Origin of the sequence: Acinetobacter proteolyticus (genome assembly GCF_000367945.1) — a bacterium.
In the GTDB taxonomy this organism is placed as follows: domain Bacteria; phylum Pseudomonadota; class Gammaproteobacteria; order Pseudomonadales; family Moraxellaceae; genus Acinetobacter; species Acinetobacter proteolyticus.
This window is the reverse complement of the sequence record NZ_KB849179.1, coordinates 1,421,247-1,441,317: the sequence shown is the minus strand read 5'-3', so window position 1 is coordinate 1,441,317 and position 20,071 is coordinate 1,421,247. Positions and strand designations below refer to the sequence as shown.

General features: G+C 42.6%; 19 protein-coding genes and 1 pseudogene. 17 read left to right on the top strand and 3 right to left on the bottom strand.

Features of this window, described 5'->3' with window-relative positions; genetic code table 11:
- The first annotated feature begins 2 nt into the window (after positions 1 to 2).
- From F993_RS10020 to F993_RS10045, 6 genes and pseudogenes are all read left to right on the top strand, one after another.
- On the top strand, positions 3 to 2,426 hold the full coding sequence (locus tag F993_RS10020; protein WP_004654265.1) for a glucose/quinate/shikimate family membrane-bound PQQ-dependent dehydrogenase: 2,424 nt from the start codon (positions 3 to 5) through the stop codon (positions 2,424 to 2,426).
- A gap of 181 nt (positions 2,427 to 2,607) precedes the next feature.
- Complete coding sequence (uraD, locus tag F993_RS10025; protein ID WP_004654262.1) at positions 2,608 to 3,108, top strand: 2-oxo-4-hydroxy-4-carboxy-5-ureidoimidazoline decarboxylase; 501 nt, start codon at positions 2,608 to 2,610, stop codon at positions 3,106 to 3,108.
- Positions 3,108 to 3,443, top strand: a complete 336-nt coding sequence (uraH, locus tag F993_RS10030) for a hydroxyisourate hydrolase (protein ID WP_004654260.1) — start codon at positions 3,108 to 3,110, stop codon at positions 3,441 to 3,443. Before uraD ends, uraH begins: the two co-directional genes overlap by 1 nt.
- A gap of 50 nt (positions 3,444 to 3,493) precedes the next feature.
- A complete protein-coding gene (locus F993_RS10035) occupies positions 3,494 to 4,861 on the top strand; it encodes a nucleobase:cation symporter-2 family protein (RefSeq protein WP_004654259.1) in 1,368 nt (455 codons plus the stop codon).
- Between the two features lie 47 nt (positions 4,862 to 4,908).
- Positions 4,909 to 5,100, top strand: a pseudogene (locus F993_RS10040) (hypothetical protein); the annotation flags it as partial.
- A 17-nt stretch (positions 5,101 to 5,117) separates the two neighbouring features.
- Positions 5,118 to 6,491, top strand: coding sequence for an 8-oxoguanine deaminase (locus F993_RS10045; protein ID WP_004654255.1), 1,374 nt, complete (start codon positions 5,118 to 5,120; stop codon positions 6,489 to 6,491).
- 56 nt (positions 6,492 to 6,547) lie between these two features.
- Here the strand turns inward: F993_RS10045 and hpxO are convergent, their stop codons facing one another.
- Positions 6,548 to 7,705: an FAD-dependent urate hydroxylase HpxO gene (gene hpxO / locus F993_RS10050; RefSeq protein WP_004654253.1), complete on the bottom strand. Its 1,158-nt coding sequence runs from the start codon at positions 7,703 to 7,705 to the stop codon at positions 6,548 to 6,550.
- Positions 7,706 to 7,886: 181 nt separating this feature from the next.
- Complete coding sequence (locus F993_RS10055; protein ID WP_004654252.1) at positions 7,887 to 8,603, bottom strand: FadR/GntR family transcriptional regulator; 717 nt, start codon at positions 8,601 to 8,603, stop codon at positions 7,887 to 7,889.
- A gap of 164 nt (positions 8,604 to 8,767) precedes the next feature.
- Here F993_RS10055 and alc point away from each other — a divergent pair, with 164 nt between their 5' ends.
- The 4 genes from alc to F993_RS19895 all read left to right on the top strand — a co-directional run bounded on the left by alc (position 8,768) and on the right by F993_RS19895 (position 11,196).
- Positions 8,768 to 9,781, top strand: coding sequence for an allantoicase (gene alc, locus F993_RS10060; RefSeq protein WP_004654251.1), 1,014 nt, complete (start codon positions 8,768 to 8,770; stop codon positions 9,779 to 9,781).
- A 198-nt stretch (positions 9,782 to 9,979) separates the two neighbouring features.
- A complete protein-coding gene (locus tag F993_RS10065; protein WP_004654249.1) occupies positions 9,980 to 10,516 on the top strand; it encodes an ureidoglycolate lyase in 537 nt (178 codons plus the stop codon).
- Positions 10,517 to 10,645: 129 nt separating this feature from the next.
- A complete protein-coding gene (locus F993_RS19900; RefSeq protein ID WP_004654247.1) occupies positions 10,646 to 10,960 on the top strand; it encodes a DMP19 family protein in 315 nt (104 codons plus the stop codon).
- Positions 10,933 to 11,196: a hypothetical protein gene (locus F993_RS19895; protein WP_050560256.1), complete on the top strand. Its 264-nt coding sequence runs from the start codon at positions 10,933 to 10,935 to the stop codon at positions 11,194 to 11,196. Before F993_RS19900 ends, F993_RS19895 begins: the two co-directional genes overlap by 28 nt.
- Positions 11,197 to 11,282: 86 nt before the next feature.
- Here the strand turns inward: F993_RS19895 and F993_RS10070 are convergent, their stop codons facing one another.
- Positions 11,283 to 12,296, bottom strand: coding sequence for an isopenicillin N synthase family dioxygenase (locus tag F993_RS10070; protein WP_032812714.1), 1,014 nt, complete (start codon positions 12,294 to 12,296; stop codon positions 11,283 to 11,285).
- Positions 12,297 to 12,753: 457 nt separating this feature from the next.
- Here F993_RS10070 and F993_RS10075 point away from each other — a divergent pair, with 457 nt between their 5' ends.
- The 7 genes from F993_RS10075 to F993_RS10105 all read left to right on the top strand — a co-directional run bounded on the left by F993_RS10075 (position 12,754) and on the right by F993_RS10105 (position 20,021).
- Positions 12,754 to 13,614, top strand: a complete 861-nt coding sequence (locus tag F993_RS10075; RefSeq protein WP_004654240.1) for a DUF4240 domain-containing protein — start codon at positions 12,754 to 12,756, stop codon at positions 13,612 to 13,614.
- Between the two features lie 254 nt (positions 13,615 to 13,868).
- A complete protein-coding gene (locus F993_RS10080) occupies positions 13,869 to 14,405 on the top strand; it encodes a DUF2004 domain-containing protein (RefSeq protein ID WP_004654238.1) in 537 nt (178 codons plus the stop codon).
- Between the two features lie 550 nt (positions 14,406 to 14,955).
- Entirely contained in the window at positions 14,956 to 15,471 is a 516-nt protein-coding gene (locus tag F993_RS10085; protein WP_004654237.1) for a hypothetical protein, read from the top strand.
- Between the two features lie 421 nt (positions 15,472 to 15,892).
- Positions 15,893 to 16,885, top strand: a complete 993-nt coding sequence (locus tag F993_RS10090; protein ID WP_004654235.1) for an ABC transporter substrate-binding protein — start codon at positions 15,893 to 15,895, stop codon at positions 16,883 to 16,885.
- A gap of 76 nt (positions 16,886 to 16,961) precedes the next feature.
- Complete coding sequence (locus F993_RS10095) at positions 16,962 to 17,783, top strand: ABC transporter ATP-binding protein (RefSeq protein ID WP_004654233.1); 822 nt, start codon at positions 16,962 to 16,964, stop codon at positions 17,781 to 17,783.
- The gene (locus F993_RS10100) at positions 17,776 to 18,570 is read left to right on the top strand and encodes an ABC transporter permease (protein WP_004654232.1); all 795 of its coding nucleotides are present in this window, start codon (positions 17,776 to 17,778) and stop codon (positions 18,568 to 18,570) included. Before F993_RS10095 ends, F993_RS10100 begins: the two co-directional genes overlap by 8 nt.
- Entirely contained in the window at positions 18,567 to 20,021 is a 1,455-nt protein-coding gene (locus tag F993_RS10105) for an amidohydrolase family protein (protein WP_004654228.1), read from the top strand. Before F993_RS10100 ends, F993_RS10105 begins: the two co-directional genes overlap by 4 nt.
- The last annotated feature ends 50 nt before the right edge of the window (positions 20,022 to 20,071 follow it).

Sequence of the window (20,071 nt, the reverse complement as noted above, 5' to 3'; positions counted from 1 at the left end):
AGATGTCTGAATCTTCAAGCTCACATACCATACTGAAAATATGGTGCTTTATTTTAGCGTTGGTTTTATTGCTTACAGGCCTGTTTTTTACAGTCGGTGGTTTTCAACTCGCGACGCTGGGTGGATCATGGTATTTCGTGATCTCAGGTGTCCTCACGCTCATCTCTGCTGTTTTTATTTTTAAGAAAAAAGCATTGGGTGTTTGGTTATTCAGTCTGGTTTTTGCAGGAACGATCATCTGGTCATTGATTGATGCTGGTTGGGAGTTCTGGCCTCTATTTTCAAGACTGATGTTTCCAGCAGGCTTATTTGCCGCGTTGATATTTACATTACCTGCCATTCGTCGTTATCAATTTCAACCGAGTGCTGATCTACCTGCTTATGGTTTGGGAATATTGACGGTGATTGGCATGGTAATCGGTTTTTATCAGATGTTCCAACCACATCCAACGGTTGCGGCCTCTGGGCAGGTCTTGCCTTTGGTTCCTGTAAAAACCGATATGAAGCAGAGCAACTGGCAGCATTATGGTCAGGACGCAGGTGGAAGTCGTTTTGCTGCATTGGATCAGATCACACGGGACAATGTGCACCAATTAAAAGAGGTTTGGCGTTTCCGTACGGGTGATTTCACCACAGGTTCGGGAAATCGTGCGGAAGATCAAATGACGCCGCTACAGGTAGGCAATAAGATTTACCTGTGTACCCCGCATAACAACATTTTCGCCTTGGAAGCGGATTCAGGTAAACAACTTTGGAAAGCGGAAGTCAACTCCAAGTCGGATGCATGGGAGCGTTGTCGAGGGGTTGCTTATTTTGATTCTACCCAAGCCTTGGTGCAGCCAACCTTAGCAGGTGCGACACCTGTTCAAGCGGTGGCCAACAATACCTCATGTCTACGCCGTGTTTATACCAATACACCAGATGGTCGCTTAATTGCCGTTAATGCAGATACGGGCGAACGCTGTAAAGACTTTGGGGTAGAAGGCACCGTTGACTTGCTCAAAGGCTTGGGTGAGGGAACCACAGCACCACGTTTTGAGGTGACTTCAGCGCCAACTATTGCTGGTACGGTGATTGTAGTGGGAAGTCGTATTGCTGATAACTTTGCTGCCGATATGCCGGGTGGGGTAATTCGTGCATACGATGTCATTACAGGTGAATTACGTTGGGCCTTTGATCCACGTAATCCAGATCCAAACCATGTGTTAAAAGAAGGTGAAACCTATAAGCGCAGTTCTGCTAACTCTTGGGCAGCGATGTCTTATGATCCGCAAATGAACACAGTATTCTTGCCAATGGGTAGCTCATCTGTTGATGTATGGGGCGGTAATCGTCAACCATTGGACCATAAATACAACTCATCCGTACTGGCTTTAGATGCGACCACAGGTAAGGAAAAGTGGGTTTATCAGACTGTTCATAATGATTTATGGGACTTTGATTTGCCAATGCAGCCTAGTCTGGTCGATTTCCCGATGAAGGATGGCAGCAACAAGCCTGCTGTGGTGATTGGCACCAAATCAGGCCAGTTCTTTGTATTGGATCGCGTAACGGGTCAACCACTCACGAAAGTGATTGAGCAGCCTGTGAAATCAGCCGATATCAAAGGTGAGCAATACAGCCCAACTCAACCACGTTCGGTGGAAATGCCACAGATTGGCAATCAAACCTTAACCGAATTGGATATGTGGGGTGCAACTCCATTTGACCAGTTGATGTGCCGAATTAACTTTAAATCGATGCGTTACGAAGGTTTATTTACTGCTCCAGGTACAGATAAATCTTTAAGTTTTCCGGGTTCTTTGGGCGGCATGAACTGGGGCAGTATTGCCTTTGATCCAAGTCATCAATATATGTTCGTCAATGATATGCGTTTAGGACTGTGGATTCAATTGATTGAACAGACCCCTGAAGACTTAGCTGTTCAAGCCAATGGCGGAGAGAAAGTCAATACAGGTATGGGCGCAGTACCAATGAAGGGCACACCTTATAAAGTCAATAAAGATCGTTTCTGGTCAAAGTTGAATATCCCATGTCAAAAACCACCTTATGGCACCATGACGGCAATTGATATGAAAACCCGTCAAATTGCATGGCAAGTTCCAATGGGAACAGTGCAAGATACTGGTCCAATGGGCATTAAAATGGGGCTTAAAGCACCCATTGGAATGCCAACCATTGGCGGTCCAATGGCAACTCAAGGTGGCTTAGTATTCTTTGCCGCGACGCAAGACTATTACTTACGTGCACTGGATTCATCTTCAGGTAAGGAGCTGTGGAAAGCGCGTTTACCCGTGGGTAGCCAAGGTACACCGATCAGCTATGTGTCTCCGAAAAACGGCAAACAGTATGTCATGATTACTGCAGGTGGTGCACGTCAGTCGCCTGATCATGGTGACTATGTGATTGCTTATAGCTTGAACTAAGTTCTTTTAAATTTTTAAGATAAAACGGTGACCCTCGTGGTTGCCGTTTTTTTTATTTCAATCTAAGTCTTATATCTTATTGGATGATGTTTGTCGTCTAAACACAAAAACTGGCATATTCATTGCTTGATTTATGATATCTGGTCTGACCAGTCAGACACTGCATTAAATTGGAGCAGCGATGCAACTCGAAACATTCAATCAGCTAGATTCAGGTGAGGCTCAACGGATTTTGCAAGGCTGTGTGCACATTCCCACTTGGATTTCTGAACTGCTACAGCAACGTCCTTACAGCTCAAAAGAACAGCTTTATCAAACTGCGCTTGCACAAGCTCAAACGTGGCAATGGCCTGAAATTTCTGCAGCCTTGTCACAACATCCACGTATTGGCGAGAAAAAGGCGGCAGCGGTGTTGTCTGAAAAAGAACAGCAGTTTTCTCAGCAAGAACAAGGGCAGATCCAAATCGATGCAGTGCTGCAACTGGCACTTTATCAGGGCAATTTAGATTATGAGCACAAATTTGGGCATATCTATCTGATTCGTGCAGCAGGTCGTTCAGGGCAACAGATCCTGTCTGAGTTGCAACGCAGACTCAAAAACACAGCAGCACAAGAGCGGGCCGAAGTGAAGCAGCAGTTAGGGGAAATTGCACTGCTTCGTTTAAATCAGGAGATTCAATAATGGCGGGTATCAGTACACATATTTTAAATGCATCGCTGGGCCAACCAGCGTCAAAGGTTCTGGTGAAATTACTGCAGCAAGGGGATCAAGGCTACGTGTTATTAGATCAACAAATTACCGATGCAGATGGCCGTATTAAAACATTCAATATTGATGCATTTGTGCAAAGCAATTATCAATTAATTTTTGAAATTGCCGATTATTTTCAATCATTAAATACCGAAAGTTTTTATCCACGTGTGTGTATTGATTTTAAGGTCGCTGATATTCAACAGCACTATCACGTGCCGTTATTAATCAGTCCCTTTTCATATTCAACCTATCGTGGCAGCTAAACCAACTCAAGCAATGTGGACATCATGAACTTAATTTGAGGAATTAACCCATGCAGCAAGACAACCTAGACCGTGAGGCTCACGGATCAGCAGAACATCAATACCTAGGCATGAACAAAAACCTGATTTATGGTTTGCAACATGTCTTGACCATGTATGGCGGTATCATTGCACCGCCGCTAATTATTGGTGCTGCGGCGGGCTTGCAAGCCTCTGAAATTGGACTATTGGTGGCGGCTGCATTATTTGTTGGGGGGATTGCCACCGTTTTACAAACCGTTGGTTTCAAACATTTCGGGGCGAAATTGCCGATTGTTCAGGGTGTCTCTTTTGCAGGTGTCGCCACTATTCTCGCCATTGTAACCACAGGTGGTGGTTTGGCCTCGGCGTTTGGTGCTGTGATTGTGGCGTCGATTATTGGCCTGTTGCTCACACCATTTTTCGCAAAAATTATCCGTTTTTTCCCACCCGTGGTGACTGGTTGTGTGATTACCATGATCGGTATTTCGCTGACACCTGTGGCAATCCGCTGGATTATGGGCGGCAACCCAAAAGCTGAAAACTGGGGTGATCCAGCCAATGTGGGTTTAGCATTAATGACCTTAGCGATTGTGATTATTTTTAGTATGTTACGCAGTCAAATCTTGCGTCGGCTTGCGATTTTGATTGCCATTGTGTTGGGAACAATACTGGCTTATTTTGCTGGATTCACTGATTTTTCCAATGTCGGTTCAGGCTCTATTTTTGCTTTGCCGAGCTTTTTCCACTTTGGTTCTCCTGTCTTTGAGTTTTCTGCCATTCTTTCCATGGTGATTGTGACCTTGGTGGTGATGACGGAAACCACCGCAGATATTATTGCGATTGGTGAAATCGTGGGCAGCAAAGTCGATTCCAAACGGATTGGGGATGGTTTACGTGCCGACATGTTATCCAGTGCAATCTCACCGATCTTCGGCTCATTTATGCAAACGGCATTTGCACAGAATGTGGGACTGGTTGCGATAACTGGCATTAAAAGCCGATTTGTGGTGGCAACGGCAGGCGGAATTCTGATTGTTTTAGGTTTACTGCCGATTGTGGGGCGTTTAGTCGCATCTATTCCGATGCCGGTATTAGGTGGAGCAGGAATTGTCCTGTTTGGAACGGTCGCAGCCAGTGGAATTCGCACTTTAGCGAAAGTGGATTATAACGAGCATAAGAACCTGATTATTGTCGCAACCTCATTGGCGATCGGCATGATTCCGATTGTAAACCATGAGTTTTATGCACAATTCCCTGTTTCTGTGCAGATGCTATTACACTCTGGGATCAGTTCAACCTGTATTACTGCAATTCTACTGAATATTATTTTCAATCATCTTCCATTCACTAAAAAATCAGTGGAAGTGGCAAGCTTGCCCTTAAATTCAGGGCATTGATCATCACGGATTCAGGATTGAATGTTCAAACTGAATCCTGCTTTTTATCTATTATGGATTTAAATGAGGCTGAAAATCTCGTTAGTCGAAATCAATCTGGATACATGCTGTTTGGCATTTATAACTTCACGGGCACTTTGAAAGGTTTTAGTGTCAGTAATTTTGCAGGGATTCAGACTTCTCCGCGTTATGACAGGAATTTCTTACAAAACCGTTTTGCACTGAGCTACAAATTTTAAAGGACGAGGTAATAATCATGATGGCCAGCTTAAATAGCCGTTCAAGAATCTGGATTAAACAACCACTCGCAATTTATACCGCGAATGAACTTGACGCGAGTAATGGCTTGGTGATTGAAAATAATAAAATCATCGAGGTTTTGGCAAAGGATCAGCAACCCAGTCTACCATGTGATGACATATTCGATGCCAAAGACTTGGTGGTGATTCCTGGGTTGGTGAATAGTCACCATCATTTTTATCAAACCTTGACTCGAGCTTGGGCACCTGTGGTTAATCTACCTTTATTTCCTTGGTTGGTTAATCTGTACCCAGTATGGGCCCGTCTAAATCCAGAGCAGTTACATGTGGCGACCCAAGTGGCTTTGGCCGAGTTGTTGCTATCGGGCTGTACCTTTGCTGCCGATCATCATTATTTATTCCCGCAACAATTGACCGATGCGATTGATATTCAAGTCAATGCCGCACAGCAATTGGGAATGCGGGTGATGTTAACCCGTGGTTCGATGAGTCTCGGACAAGAACAAGGTGGTTTACCGCCACAGCATACCGTACAAAGTATGGAGGTCATTTTAAGGGACAGTGAACGCTTGGTGCAGAAATATCATCAACGGGGGGATAACGGCATGGTCAATATTGCCTTGGCTCCATGCTCACCCTTTTCGGTCACACAGGAGATTATGCGAGAAAGCGCGCAACTGGCCCAGACACTGGATGTCAGATTGCATACACACCTTGCGGAAACCTTGGATGAGGAAAGCTTCTGTCTGGAAAAGTTTGGTATGCGTACGGTGGATTATTTAGAACACGTGGGTTGGCTAAATGAACGGACTTGGTTGGCACATGGTATCCATTTTAATGCAGATGAAATTCAGCGTTTAGGGCAGGCTGGAGTAGGAATTTGCCATTGTCCACATTCCAATATGCGTCTTGCTTCAGGGATTTGCCCAACTCTCGATTTAATGCAGGCAGGTGCCAAGGTGGGGTTGGGCGTTGATGGCTCTGCCTCTGGAGATGCTTCAAATTTAATTCTGGAAGTTCGTCAGGCCATGTATTTACAGCGTTTAAAATACGGTGCGGAAAGGATTACACCTGAGTTGGCCTTGCATTGGGGAACCCACGGTTCCGCACAGCTATTAGGGCGTGGACAGCATTTAGGACAATTTGCACCTGATTATCAAGCCGATTTAGCCTGTTATAAACTCGATGAATTGAAATTCTCAGGCAGTCATGACCCGATTGCAGCCTTACTCTTGTGTGGTGCAGATAAAGCAGAACATGTCATGGTCGCAGGCCAGTGGCAAGTCAAACATGGCGAAATTCAAGGGCTTGATTTAGAAGAACTGAAAGCAAAACATCGTGCTGCAGCAACAGCCTTATTGGCGGCTTAAGAAATCGTTATTGATTTAAAATGAAGGAGGGGGCTGATAAGCGCCCCCTTTTTAATTTAATCCAGTGGATTGCCAATAATATTACTGATAATCCCTTGCATGATATGTGAGCCTTGTTCTTGGTACAGCGATTGATACCATTCTTCAGTCACTTGTGGATCTTTCATATGGGTGACATCGCAACGCTTGCGGGCTCGAAGGACCATTTCTTTGGTACGATCATTGCGCTTGTTTTGATAACGTGCCAGTGCATCCTCTAAGCCAAAGGTATTGATTTGCAAGGCGCGGGCGAGGTAAATCGCATCTTCCATGGCTTGGCAGCCGCCTTGTCCGATATCTGGAGTGGTGCTATGCGCTGCATCACCGAGCAGTACCACGCGTCCTTTATAAAAATCCATAAAAGGTTCGATGTCATGAATTTCGACACGATTGGTTTTTTGCTCATCTAAACGTTCAATCAGTTTTTGTACAGGTTCACACCAGCCGCTGAAATGAGATTTGAGGTCTTGCTTATACTGTTCACGCTGATTTTCCAATCCAGCTGCTAAAGGAACGTCAAAGAAGAAATAGAAACGATTTTGGGCTACAGGCATCAGTGACACACGTTTACCTTCACCGATATACGTCGTCCATTGCATGGCAGGTGCAATCGCTTCATCAATATCAACCAAACCATTCCAATTCACATAACCTGCATAGCGACGTTCAACCTGATAACCGAGGACAAATTTTCGGGTGAGCGAATGTGTGCCATCTGCACCAATCAGTAAATCTGCTGTAATTTGTGAGCCATCCTGAAAATGAAGGGTGACATCATCTTGATGGCTTTCAATCGCCGTCATTTTCATGCCCAGTTTGATATCTGCCAGACCAAATTGCTGCATTAATAATTGTTGTAGATCGGCTCGGGCGACAGGGTAGGCGCGTTGCCCGACTTCTTTATATAAAGGTGATAAGCTAAATTGAGTCATGGTTTGTTGGCTCAGTCCATCCACATAAGCCAAAGATTCCATTTGCCCACCAAGCGCCTGAATTTGATCGGTTAAGCCTAGATAGTTGAGGCACTTCACCCCATTTGACCAAAGTGAAATAGCGGCCCCGACGGGTAAAATTTCGGCAGCTTGTTCATAGATCGTGACCTGATGCCCAAATTTTTTTAACGCGATACCAGCAGTCAAACCGCCCATACCTGCACCTACAATCGCAATATTCATCGTTCAGACCCTAAAATATAAATAAGTTTCTAAACAGTTCTAAGCGAGAAGTGTGCCAATTTTAGCAACTGGTTTTACTGGTCATACCAGATAATTTGCTTTATTAAAAAGCAAAAATAGAAAGGCTGCATTGATGTGGTTCAAAGCATGGGGCAAAGTGGTGCAGATTTAATTTTCGTGCTTAGATTGAGCTGTTATGTCGAGAAAAGTACACACCCGCCCGTTGTGCAGCACCAATAATATGCGCTTGCATGGCTTTTTCAGCCGCAGCTGCATCCTGATTAAATAAAGCTTGCAGAATTAATTCATGTTCTTGAATGGTTTTAAATGCCAGATTAGGTTGAACAAAAGGCAGAATCTGGCTTTTTTTAATCCATTCAGTATGCATTTTAAGTGTTTGAATAATCGATTGATTATGGCTAAGTTCAATAATATGTTGGTGAAAAGCATAATCAAATTCAGAGGCTGCCTGCCAGTTCTGTTGTTTGATTGCACTGGCAAGTGATTGGTAGTGTTGCTGGAGGGTCGACTTATCCTGTTCGGTTAAGTATTCACATGCAAGCAGGGCGCAAAAACCTTCCAAAACGTAGCGTAATTGGTAGAAATCTTTAAGCGAAACACGGTGTTCGCCATCCCATTGTTCTGCGGCTTGGCTATGCTGCGAAATCACATAAACCCCTTTACCCGCCTTGATTTCCAATAATCCTAAAGCGGCAAGACGGGTTAATGCCTCACGTAAAGAAGCACGGCTGATTCCCAACTGGAGGGCAAGATCACGTTGCGAGGGTAAGGCAGAACCAACTGCATAAGTATTTTGTTGAATGCGTTGGTGAATTACTTCCACCGCTTGCTCAGTCACCTGAGAGGATTTTCCATTGAGCATAGCCTGTGGACTCATCAGCAACGCACCTTAAATATAAAAATAAACAGTTTGATTCTACACAAAATTTATCTTTTTGTTGGCGCTGTTGCTTAAAAATAGCTATATTTTTAATAACAGGTCAGACCAGTTGGACTGGATCTTGCATAATAGAATAGAAATGAAACCTTCAGGAATGATCAATGACAGTGCATGTTGCTAAAACCGTAGCTTTACCGACCCATTTGCAGGCGTTAACCAATCTTGCTGATGCCAGAATTGGTGCAACTATCGTCAGTTGTTCCGATGAGTTTTTTGCAGAAGCTGCAAGAATGTTGCAAAGCACACCCGCTCAATTCATTGAAGGAAAATATGATGACAATGGAAAGTGGATGGATGGATGGGAAACGCGACGTAAGCGTGAGTCTGGTTATGATTGGTGTATTGTTCGTTTAGGTGTGACAGGGCTTGTATCTGGATTTGATATTGATACCTCATTTTTTACAGGTAATTATCCGGCATCTGCTTCTATTGAGGGCTGCTATGCACCAGATAATCAATTGGAAGGTATTACATGGACTGCTTTATTAGAAAATTCAGTTTTATCTCCAGACCAGCATCATTTTTTCGACTGTGCCGCTCAGAAAATTACCCATATTCGCATTAATATTTTCCCTGATGGGGGCATTGCACGTTTAAGAGTCTATGGCCGTGTGCTACTCGAAAATGTCGATACAACTCAGCAGATGGATTTAATTGGTTTAAAAAATGGTGGGCGTATTGTGGCCTTTAGTGATGCGCATTTCGGCCATCCGAATAATCTGCTCAGTCCTGATCGCGGCATTAATATGGGCGATGGTTGGGAGACCAAACGTCGCCGTGCCCCTGGTTTTGATTGGTGCATTATTGCTTTGGGACAAACAGGGCAGATTGAAAAAATTGATGTAGATACCGCGTATTTTAAAGGGAATTTTCCTGCATTTTGTTCGATTCAAGCTGCTTATATTGAAGATGCAACCGATGCGCAACTTATTCCACAGAGTATGTTCTGGCCTTTTTTATTGGAACAGCAACCTTTGAGCATGGACAATATTCATGAATATGTTGCAGAAGTGCTTCAACATCAAAAAGTGAATTATATCCGCGTCAATATGATTCCTGATGGCGGGATTAGTCGGATTCGTTTATGGGGGAAAGCGGCACTGGTTGCAAAATGATTTTTCAGGGGGTTAAGGGGCGAAGCCCCTTAGCACACCCTCAAAAACCAATGGCGCAGCCATTGGTTTTTGAGCTTTTGATTTTAATTTGATTGCATAACCTGTAGTTATTTTTAAGCAAATAAAGCAACAGCGCAAAAGTTGCCTTGCGCGACAGTGTTGCTCACGCGATGCAACTGATCTAAAGAGAATCAACCTATGCATGAAAAAAATATTGAAATTCGGCCCTTAACTCAAGACAGTTTTGCTGCTTTTGGTGATGTGATTGAAAAGAGCAATAAAGACTTTATCCTGATTAATCAGGGACTCACTGAACGCTATCATGCCTTATCTCTGGCACAGGTGTCAGGCGATCAGGTCGCCGTAGGAATGAGCATTTTTCATAATCTGTCTGCAACGCCCATTCCATTTCAGATTGAGATGTTAGAACGACATCCTTATGGTTCACAGTCTTTTATTCCATTACAGCAACAGAAGTTTATTGTTGTTGTGGCGTTGCCTTTTGATCAAACACAACCTGATGAGCAACGGATTCAAGCTTTTATCAGCAATGGGCAGCAGGGTGTTACCTATCATCAAGGGGTATGGCATCATCCTTTAATTACTTTGGAAGCAGATAGTGATTTTCTGGTGGTAGATCGTATTGGTGGTGGCAGTAATTGTGATGTCCATCATTTATCTCACATCTGTTGGATCACTGAAGCTTTAGTACAGTCAGAGATCGTCAATTTGTAACCATTAACCATGCTTTTTATTTTCTTTTAAAAGACCTATTCTGTTCAATAATCTGGTGCATTTAGAAGCTTTTTTAGGTTCTTTGGCTGATACATTATTTTAGCTTAAAACCAAAGGGGAAATTTACTCATGCAGCAGTTAAACAAAATCTTTGTCTCAAAAAAAGCCTTTGAGAGTAGTGACATTTTTAGACTGATTGAATCTAATATTTCAGTTGTGAATGTATTGAGAGAAGAAGGCATTGATATAGAGTCTATCCACCCCGATGCTATGAGCAGTTTTTACGTAGATTTTTATTTGGCTCAATACAACAATGGTAATTTTTCGCAGTTTGTATGGAACACACAATGGTCGCCAGAGTTAAATGTGGAAATCAGCAATAGCCTTAAAAAAATAGGCGCAGAGAAGCTTTGCATTTGTTTATTCAACAATGTGAAAAAGTAGACAACCTACCCGATGGTGAACTGGAAAAATATATTAACAGCGAATATTTTGGTCCTAACTTAATCAGAGATGCACTTAAAAATGATGCGTTTTATGACTTAAATAAGACTGAAAATTTAATCCTGTTAAACGGGCAATGGCTAAGAAACCACCCCGATTTGCTGGTGCTTGAAATTGATCAAATGTTTGATGAAATAGAAAAGTTTTTAGGACGAAAAATCCAGCGTGAATATTAAAATATGATAGAGAGATCACGGAAAAAATCGGTATTTTTTTAAGAGCAGACAGAGACAATTTGCCTCTGTCTACAATGAATCAACGATTAGTATTTCCCTTTAAAATTCGCACTGATGCGTTGTTTTAGATATTCTTTGGCTGTAATTGCTGGATATTTCTTTTGTGGGCTTTCAATCAGCACATCTTCATTGGCTTGGCAGAAGAATGCCAGACTATAACGCGGCCCTTGATATTCATCTGCTTCTGGATTTTTGACTCGGTGGAAATTAGAAGGTAACTGATCATCACTCCAACGCATCAACATATCGCCGATATTGCAAGTGATTACATCATCCCGTGGTTCGATACTGGTCCATTGTTGTTGCTCCATATCTTTACCTGGACAGACTTGCAATCCGCCTTGGCCTTTACGTTGGAACAATAAGGTTAAACAATCAAAATCGGTATGTGCGCCGGCACGCCATAGCCCCAATTGATCTTTTAAAGTAGGATCAATGGCATAGTAATGCAGCATTCTTAGAGTGCTTTGATAGCTGTCTTGTTTCGGATCATGCGCCAGCGTAAAGAAATTATCAGCAAAACCCAGTTTATAAGCGAAACAGGAAAGTATTTTCATACCCACTTGCCAGCAGGCCTGCTCAAATTCCAGCATGGTATTTTTAAAGTCAGGTAGCTCTTGCTCGGTTGGATAAAGCCCGTCCATACGTGGGCGAGTGATTTGGTAAGATTCCTTTTGGTCCGGGGTACTGGTTGATGGACGAACCTGAGCCTTACTTTCCCAACCTGCATTGCGATTGAGCGGGTAACGCGCTTTAACTGGTTCAGGGAGAGCAAAAAACTGTTGTGTCATATCAAATGCGGTTTGAATCTGCTCAAGGGGAATACCATGATGCGAGACCTGAAAAAAACCAATATCCGTTGCCGCTGCCCAAAGCTGTTCAGCAATTTCATATTTACGTTGTTCAAAGTTGGATAAATCAATCACCCGAACTTCACGTTCAAAGGTTTCTTGTCCCAAAGCGCCCATACGCGCTTCTTTTTGCAGTTCTTCTAAGCTGTAGTCATGTTCAGCTAATGTAGTCATATTGGCGCTATTCATATTTTCAACCTCATCTTTTGGATAAACCGTGACCCAATCAAATAGATTGAAAGAGACGGGGTCACATTCAAAAAAGAGCTGCACTTTTTTCATAAGAGAAAGCTTTATTAAAAAGTGAGCTGATTTCTGAGCAATGACCCACATAGCAGCCGATGTAACTGACTATGCTGAACGCTTCTACTCTGACAGAAAGAATAAAGCACTTTTTGTGCCAGTTTATAAATTGAAAGAGGTCAATATGAGGGGAAACACTGCAATTTCTTGTGAAAATCTTGAAATTCAAACAACAGTGGACTTTAATCTGTCTAAAGGATGTCACTGAATCAAATGATCTTCAGAAGGAGTGTTGTCATATGAGTAATTTATCTCACCGACGTCAGTGATCACTTATTGAATAACAGAGTGTTCTTGCTGAAGATTTTCGATTTTTACTCTCTTTTGATGGAATAAACTACCAATGACCACATTGCCCTCCCTCATGCCAGAGTCCCAGTTTTGGGCATTGATGACAAAGGTAGATCATCCATCGCTGTTGTCTGGACAAGATATTGCAAGCCTACTTCCACTCAAATCCACATTGAGCAATCTGCATCCCGATGAGATTGTTGCCTTTGCATTACGATTGACAGAGCGATTGGAGAAGTTGCTGATAGCATCGCGTGCAAGACGAGGTCCCTTTGGCGACGATGCGCTGCTTTATGCCTCCTGTTATGCGATTGCACGAGGACAGGCGTGGTTCGAGGCATCACTGCGCTGGCCGAGGATATTCGGCGATAGAGTTAATCCTGAGATGAGCTGGTGTGAATCTCTGCTGTATGTGGGCTGCCAAGCTTGGAGTTTAGCGACTGGTGGCAAAATGGATGATTTTCCAGTTTGGACGCTGGAAGATGGATTACTGCCTTTTGTGAACAAGATGCCTATGATGGAAATGAGTATAGAAAATCGTGCCTTAGCAACCGCCACATGGGACAATTTTGTCGTCTATGCTCACTTTGAACAGCACCCCACCATTGAGCGGACGGTAGAATTTGACTCGGAAGTTCGAGTGACATTTACCGACTTGTTGGATGACTATTTTTGGTGCTTGCTGGACTTAGGTGATTACCTTGGCTTGGTCGATGAAACAGGCCAAAGCTTTCAGATACTGCACGATGCGAGCAAGAATCTCTACTGGGCAGAAGTCCCGTACGAAGCTGAGCGAGCTTCTTATGGGCAGGAGTTTTCAAGAGAAGAGATATTGGCTTTGCTCAATCAATTACCAAGGTATTTCAGTACAGGGATGTTCAATTGCCCTCAAAAATTGGTCTGGGATGCATAAGGTAGTTGACAGAGCTAAATGATAAGTTTTCTACATCAGATTTTTCTGAGTTAACTTGCAAGCCTCGTTGGGAGTGTAAATGAAGCATAGCAGGCTTTAATCAGGTTAGGTCTCAAGCTGGATTTAATGGCTTAGTGCAAGTGCATTGGTATTGAATTTGATGTAGCGCTTCAAGGAGAGACACACAACGTATTGGTTTTGTGATTCTAAAGTTGCAACTTCAAATCTAGTAAAAATTATTGCAGAGGGAATATATGAACAAAATTGATCATTCTTATTTTGGTGCATTGAATACGGATGCTGTCGATCCTGGGCGCGTTGATGTCATATGGGAGCAAAAGTTCTCACTGGCAGGAGAGACCGTTGATGTCCCGCTTTGGGTGGTATCTGGCGAAAAAATGGACATTCATCGCCTAGATGCCTTCTCTAATCATTTGAATAATTTGCCAGCTCTTGACATCGCTGCACGGAAACAGATTGGCTTATATCTTGAAGAGGATCGAGGTTTCATCAAATTTCATATAGAAGAAGTTCCCCGAAATTCTCTGGATCAAGACTGGTCGATTATCGAAGCTCTTGCTCCGAATGGCACGGCCGTCGAAGTAGACGTTCATGATTTTGTGAAGGCAATGCGTCTAACAACCGTCTCGTTATTTTACTTTGAAAAGGGAGAGCCTATCATTATGGACTACGTGATTGGCGAAGGAGTTCAGGGTCTTGCCGAGCAAATTCTGGCTGTAAAATTCACAGAGAATAGCGAATTCGTCGATGTGAGTTGGGAAAGTGGTTGAGCTGTTTTATCAGGATTTTAAATGTTTACAATCAACGACTAGTATGGAAACGCCCTTATCATTTCGAATTTCAAACAATTGCCAAATGACTGGTGGGCAGAGAAATAAGATTAAAAAAATATCAGCACTGTGAAAGTGCATTAGCGTTAGTTTAACGCACTATTATTGGAGAGGTGAAAAAGTAGTGCGATTTATTAACTTTTTGAAGTATATAGTAATTTTTATACTAATCTATTTTTATTATAGACTTCTAGAGCACTTTTTTGGTGAAACATGGCTGTCTGTAGGGATTTTTGCAGTCACATTAATTGTTCTGAGGGTAGTAATTTATTTTTATAGGAAATCAAAAGGTATTCGTGATGAGTATATGGGTTAGAGCATATTGCAAAAACCTTGAAATTTAAAAAACAATAAACTCTTATAGGTTTAAGTTTTGAGCTAAGTTTAATGGTTTAGGTTTGGTGTATTTGAGGCTTGGAGTCGATATGATTTATCCGCATCAGTGGAAAACTAAAAATGACAGACTTTCAAAACTTTAAGGGATTAAAAAATGCTTGAAAATAAAATATATGAAACCTCGAATTTATTAAAAAAAATCATTCAAGATGATTTGTTCATAAAAAAATTCATGGCATATGAAAATGAAATCATTATTGAATCCCCAAACGAAGCGGAAATTTTTGCAACAGATCAAGATGTTGACATCAACAAAGGGTGTGACTATCAATACTGGACAATGATTCTTGAAGATGAAGCTAGAACTGACGAAATTATTGATTATTTAACTGCAATGAATTTTTATGATGTATTAACCTTAATTGATGCTAATTATTATGATTTAATTGAAAATTTTCTGGAAAAAGAATATTACAAGCTTCATTCCAATTCAGCTTTGTATGATGTGCTTTGTGGTGAACTTTATAATGTATTTGTGACGAATATAATTTTCACCGATCAGAATTTATTGCACAGAAAGATGATGAATTCCTTTATGCGAGGAGGAATGATTTGCGGATGGAAAGGTAGATATCCTGATGGTCAAGCATTAATATTTCCGCTGAATTAATTAAGATATTATAGCATCTTAAATATCTTTCGTTGGAATTAGCCAATTCTAAGTAATAGGTATTTATATAGCACCCCGAGAGTGCATCTGTACCTACTTAATGCACTATTAAACTGCACTCAAAACCAAAGACTCAATACAGTCTATTCATCTTAGAACAATTAAAAATAAATCTAACCTTGAGAATTGCTATAAAAAACAAGATTAAATCAATCTTGGCACAGAGTTTGCTAAATCATGATTGAGTATAAGCGGTCAGTATGTTGCAAACATACGGGACATTGCTCTGCAGCGTTTGCTGTTCCTCTTTTGGGGACAAAGCCAATTGATTTGGCTTTGAGAGAAATGTGTAGCTTATACATTGATTGACCCCCTAAAAAAGAATAGCAAGATGAATCCATACAGATTTAGGGGTCTTAATATGAATATTCAGCACTATGTGGGCAAAGGGCGACGTACTGTTATCGCGGGCGCGTTATTGGGGCTAAGTACAGTGCTCAGCTCAACCAGTTTTGCAGCCGATAAATTGGTTTTACAAACCACTTGGTTTGCACAAGCTGAGCAAGGTGGATATTACCAAGCACTGGCACAAGGAATTTATAAAAAATACGGACTTGATGTCGATATTAAAATCGGTGGGCCACAGGTCAATAACATGACCTTATTATTGTCAAAACGTGCCGACATTATTATTAATTATGACCTACAGGTTTTAAAAGGCATTGAAAGCAATTTTCCCATCAAAGCGGTGGCAGCACCATTCCAGTTTGATCCCCAAGGTGTGCTCACTCACAGCGATGTAAAGTCTTTGGCTGATCTCAAAGGCAAAACCATTCTAGTCTCCACCAGCGGACAAGCAAGCTGGTGGCCTTGGTTAAAAGGCAAATATAAATTAGATGCCGCGCAGGCACGCCCTTATACCTTCAATATGCAGCCATTCTTAGCAGGTAAAAATGTAGTCCAGCAAGCTTATGCCACCTCAGAAGTGTTTCAGGCGAAAAAAGCAGAACCTTCGAGTAATTTCTTTTTATTTGCTGATGCGGGTTATCCAGCTTATGGCGGCATTTTAGTAACCCGAAATGATGTCATTCAAAACAAACCTGATGTGCTGCGCCGTTTTGTCCAAGCTTCGATGGAGGGATGGAAAAACTATTTAGTTGATCCACGTTTGGGCAATAGCATCATTAAAAAAGAAAATCCGAATATGAATGATGAACTACTGACTTTTGCAGTGGGGCAAATGCGCAAATTAAAACTGATTGATGGTGGCGATGCCAAGACTCAAGGCATTGGAGTCATGACAGACACACGTTGGAAAGCAACCCGAGATTTTATGGTGAATGCAGGTTTACTCAAAGCCCAAACCAATTGGAAAGCCGCTTATACCACTCAGTTTGTTAAAGCAGCCAAATAATCTTAGATACTTGCCTGAGAAGTAAGTCAGGGTGAAAGGGTGAACAAAAAGGGCACTCGCACGAAGGGGAAACCACATGAATTCTGCTTTACCAATTGATACGCCAATACATGAATCTTCAACCTTTATCACGCCGATGATTATGGCTAGAGGGGTTGAAAAAACCTATCCCAATGGGACCAATGCTTTACAGCGACTAGATTTAAATATTGCCCGTGGTGAAATTGTTTCATTACTGGGACCGTCAGGCTGCGGTAAAAGTACCTTGCTAAAAATGTTTGCCGATCTGGAACAACCTTCAGCAGGTTTGGTGCGCTGGAATGGCAAGGCTGAAATGCAATCTCAATGCAAAATGGCCATGGTATTTCAGGAAGCCACGCTCATGCCATGGGCCAATATCGAAGACAATGTGCGTTTACCTTTGGATTTACAGCATATTGCCAAATCAACCAGTACGCCCAAAGTCCAAGCTGCTTTAAAAGCCGTTGGTTTAGAAAAATTCGGCACCGTTTATCCGCGTGAACTTTCAGGCGGCATGCAAATGCGTGCCTCTTTGGCAAGAGCCTTGGTGACAGAACCTGATCTATTGTTGATGGATGAACCTTTTGGCGCATTGGATGAGTTTACCCGTCATAAATTGGATAGTGATATCCGTCAATTATGGTCAGAACGAGATCTCACAGTGGTGTTTGTCACGCATAGTATTTATGAAGCGGTGTATCTATCTTCACGGGTTATTGTGATGGGTGCACGACCAGGACGTGTAGTGGCGGATTTAAACATTCAAGGGCCTTATCAACGCGATGAGTCTTTCCGAAGCTCAGACATTTTTATTCAACAATGTTCGCATTTATCGCAATTATTGGCTGAGGCAAGCGGAGGGCATGCTCATGATTAAACCATTGCTACAACATCCAACCGTACAGCGTATTGCCGCTCCACTTGGGCTTGGTCTGATTTTTCTCATGTTTTGGCAACTGAGTTTTCAACAACTTGAAGTCCCTGTTTATGTTGTGCCTAAACCCAGTGATATTGTTATGGCGCTGATTAATCAGTCCAGTGTGCTATTCGGTAGTTTATGGGTGACTTTAAAAATCACCTTATTGGCTTTTGTCTGCGCCGTAATGATTGGCACATTGATCGCTTTTGTCTTTGTACAAAGTCGCGTGCTCGAAGCCTGTTTTATGCCGTATGCCATTTTATTTCAGGTCACACCGATTGTCGCGATTGCACCTCTGGTCATCATCTGGATTCAAAATACAACTTTGGCGTTGGTGGTGTGTGCCATGCTGGTTGCGGTTTTTCCAATACTGACCAATACCACTTTAGGTTTGCGTAGTGTCAATAAAGGTTTGCTTAACCTTTTCCAGATCAATAAAGCCAGTCGCTGGCAGATTTTGATGCGTTTACGTGTGCCGAATGCTTTGCCTTATTTCTTTGGTGGTTTACGTATTTCCTGTGGCTTGGCACTGATCGGCGCGGTGGTTTCCGAGTTTGTTGCAGGTGCGGGTGGGACCAGTGCGGGCTTGGCCTATCAAATCTTACAAGCAGGTTTTCAGTTGGATTTACCACTGATGTTTGCTGCACTATTCCTGATTACTTGCACGGGTTTGGGCTTATTTGTGGTGATGTCTTTATTAAGCCAGTTCTTTTTAAGTAAATGGCATGAGAGTGAACAAGTATGAGTTCAAAGCAATTAAATCAAAGCTATTTAATTCAAAATGCCCATGCCATTTTGACCGGATTATCTGGTGACGAAGCACGTTGTTCATCCACTGATATCCGCATCCAATCAGGACAAATTACTGAAATAGGGCGGTTAAGTGCTCAGCCGAATGAACAAGTTGTTAATGCTCAGGATTGTGTGATCTACCCAGCATGGGTAAATACCCATCACCATTTATTTCAATCTTTATTAAAGGGCGAACCACAAGGGTTAAATCAAAACCTGACCTCATGGCTTGCCAGTACGCCGTATCGATTTCGTGGTGCATTCGATGAAGCGACTTTTCGGATTGCAGTAAGGATTGGCTTAATTGAATTATTACGTTCGGGGTGCGCAACAGTAGCAGATCATCATTATTTATATTGGCCACAGATGCCGTTTGATGGTGCTGCAATTTTATTTGATGAAGCTGAAAAATTGGGTATGCGCTTTGTGTTGTGTCGTGGTGGAGCAACCTTAACGCGTGGTTTGGAAAGTGAGCTACCTCAAGCCCTGCGTCCAGAGAAATTTGAAGACTATATGTTGGATATTGAGCGTTTGGTGCAGCACTATCATCAGCCAGATTCAGATGCTTTCCAAAAAATCGTGATGGCACCGACTTCAACTTTGCATTCGACCACAGCACAGCAATTACGGGAAAGCGCCAAAATCGCCAGACAATTGGGGATTCGGATGCATAGCCATTTATCTGAAACAGTGGATTATTTGGATGCATCTAGAGCCAAGTTTGGCATGACCCCAGTCCAGTTCTGTGCCGAGCAGGATTGGATTGGCAGTGATGTCTGGTTTGCGCATTTAGTGAAATTATTACCCGAAGAAATTCAGTTGTTAGGTCAGACCAAAACAGGTATTGCGCATTGTCCGCAGAGTAATGCTCGTTTGGGTAGTGGCATTGCCGATCTTGTTGCTCTGGAACAGGCAGGCATGACCATTTCGATTGGGGTAGATGGTGCGGGTTCCAATGAAGCCGCAGATATGTTGTCTGAAACCCATGCTGCTTGGTTATTACAACGAGCCAGAAAGGGGGTGTTGGCGACACCACAATATGAGGGCGGACAATTTGAAGGTGGTGCAGATGCTGCCAGTATTGAGGATGTAATCCGTTGGGGAACGGTGGGGGGAGCCAAGATTTTAGGGCTTGATCAAGTCGGTACAATTGAGGTGGGGCAACAGGCTGACTTGGTCATTTATCAGTTAGACGATCCTCGTTATTTTGGATTGCATGATATGGCGATTGGGCCTGTGGCATGTGGCGGACGTGCACATATTAAGGCGATGTTTGTAGCAGGAAAAATGGTGATGGAAAATGATCAGATTCCTGATCTGGATATGATGGAGTTGGGTTGGCAAGCCAAGCAAGCGGTAAAGCTGTTACAACAGCGAAGTGTGGATATGGCGAAAATAGCCTAAGCTAAAGTTGAGATATCTTAGCAGGGGAAACTCATCGCATTTGCGGGCAT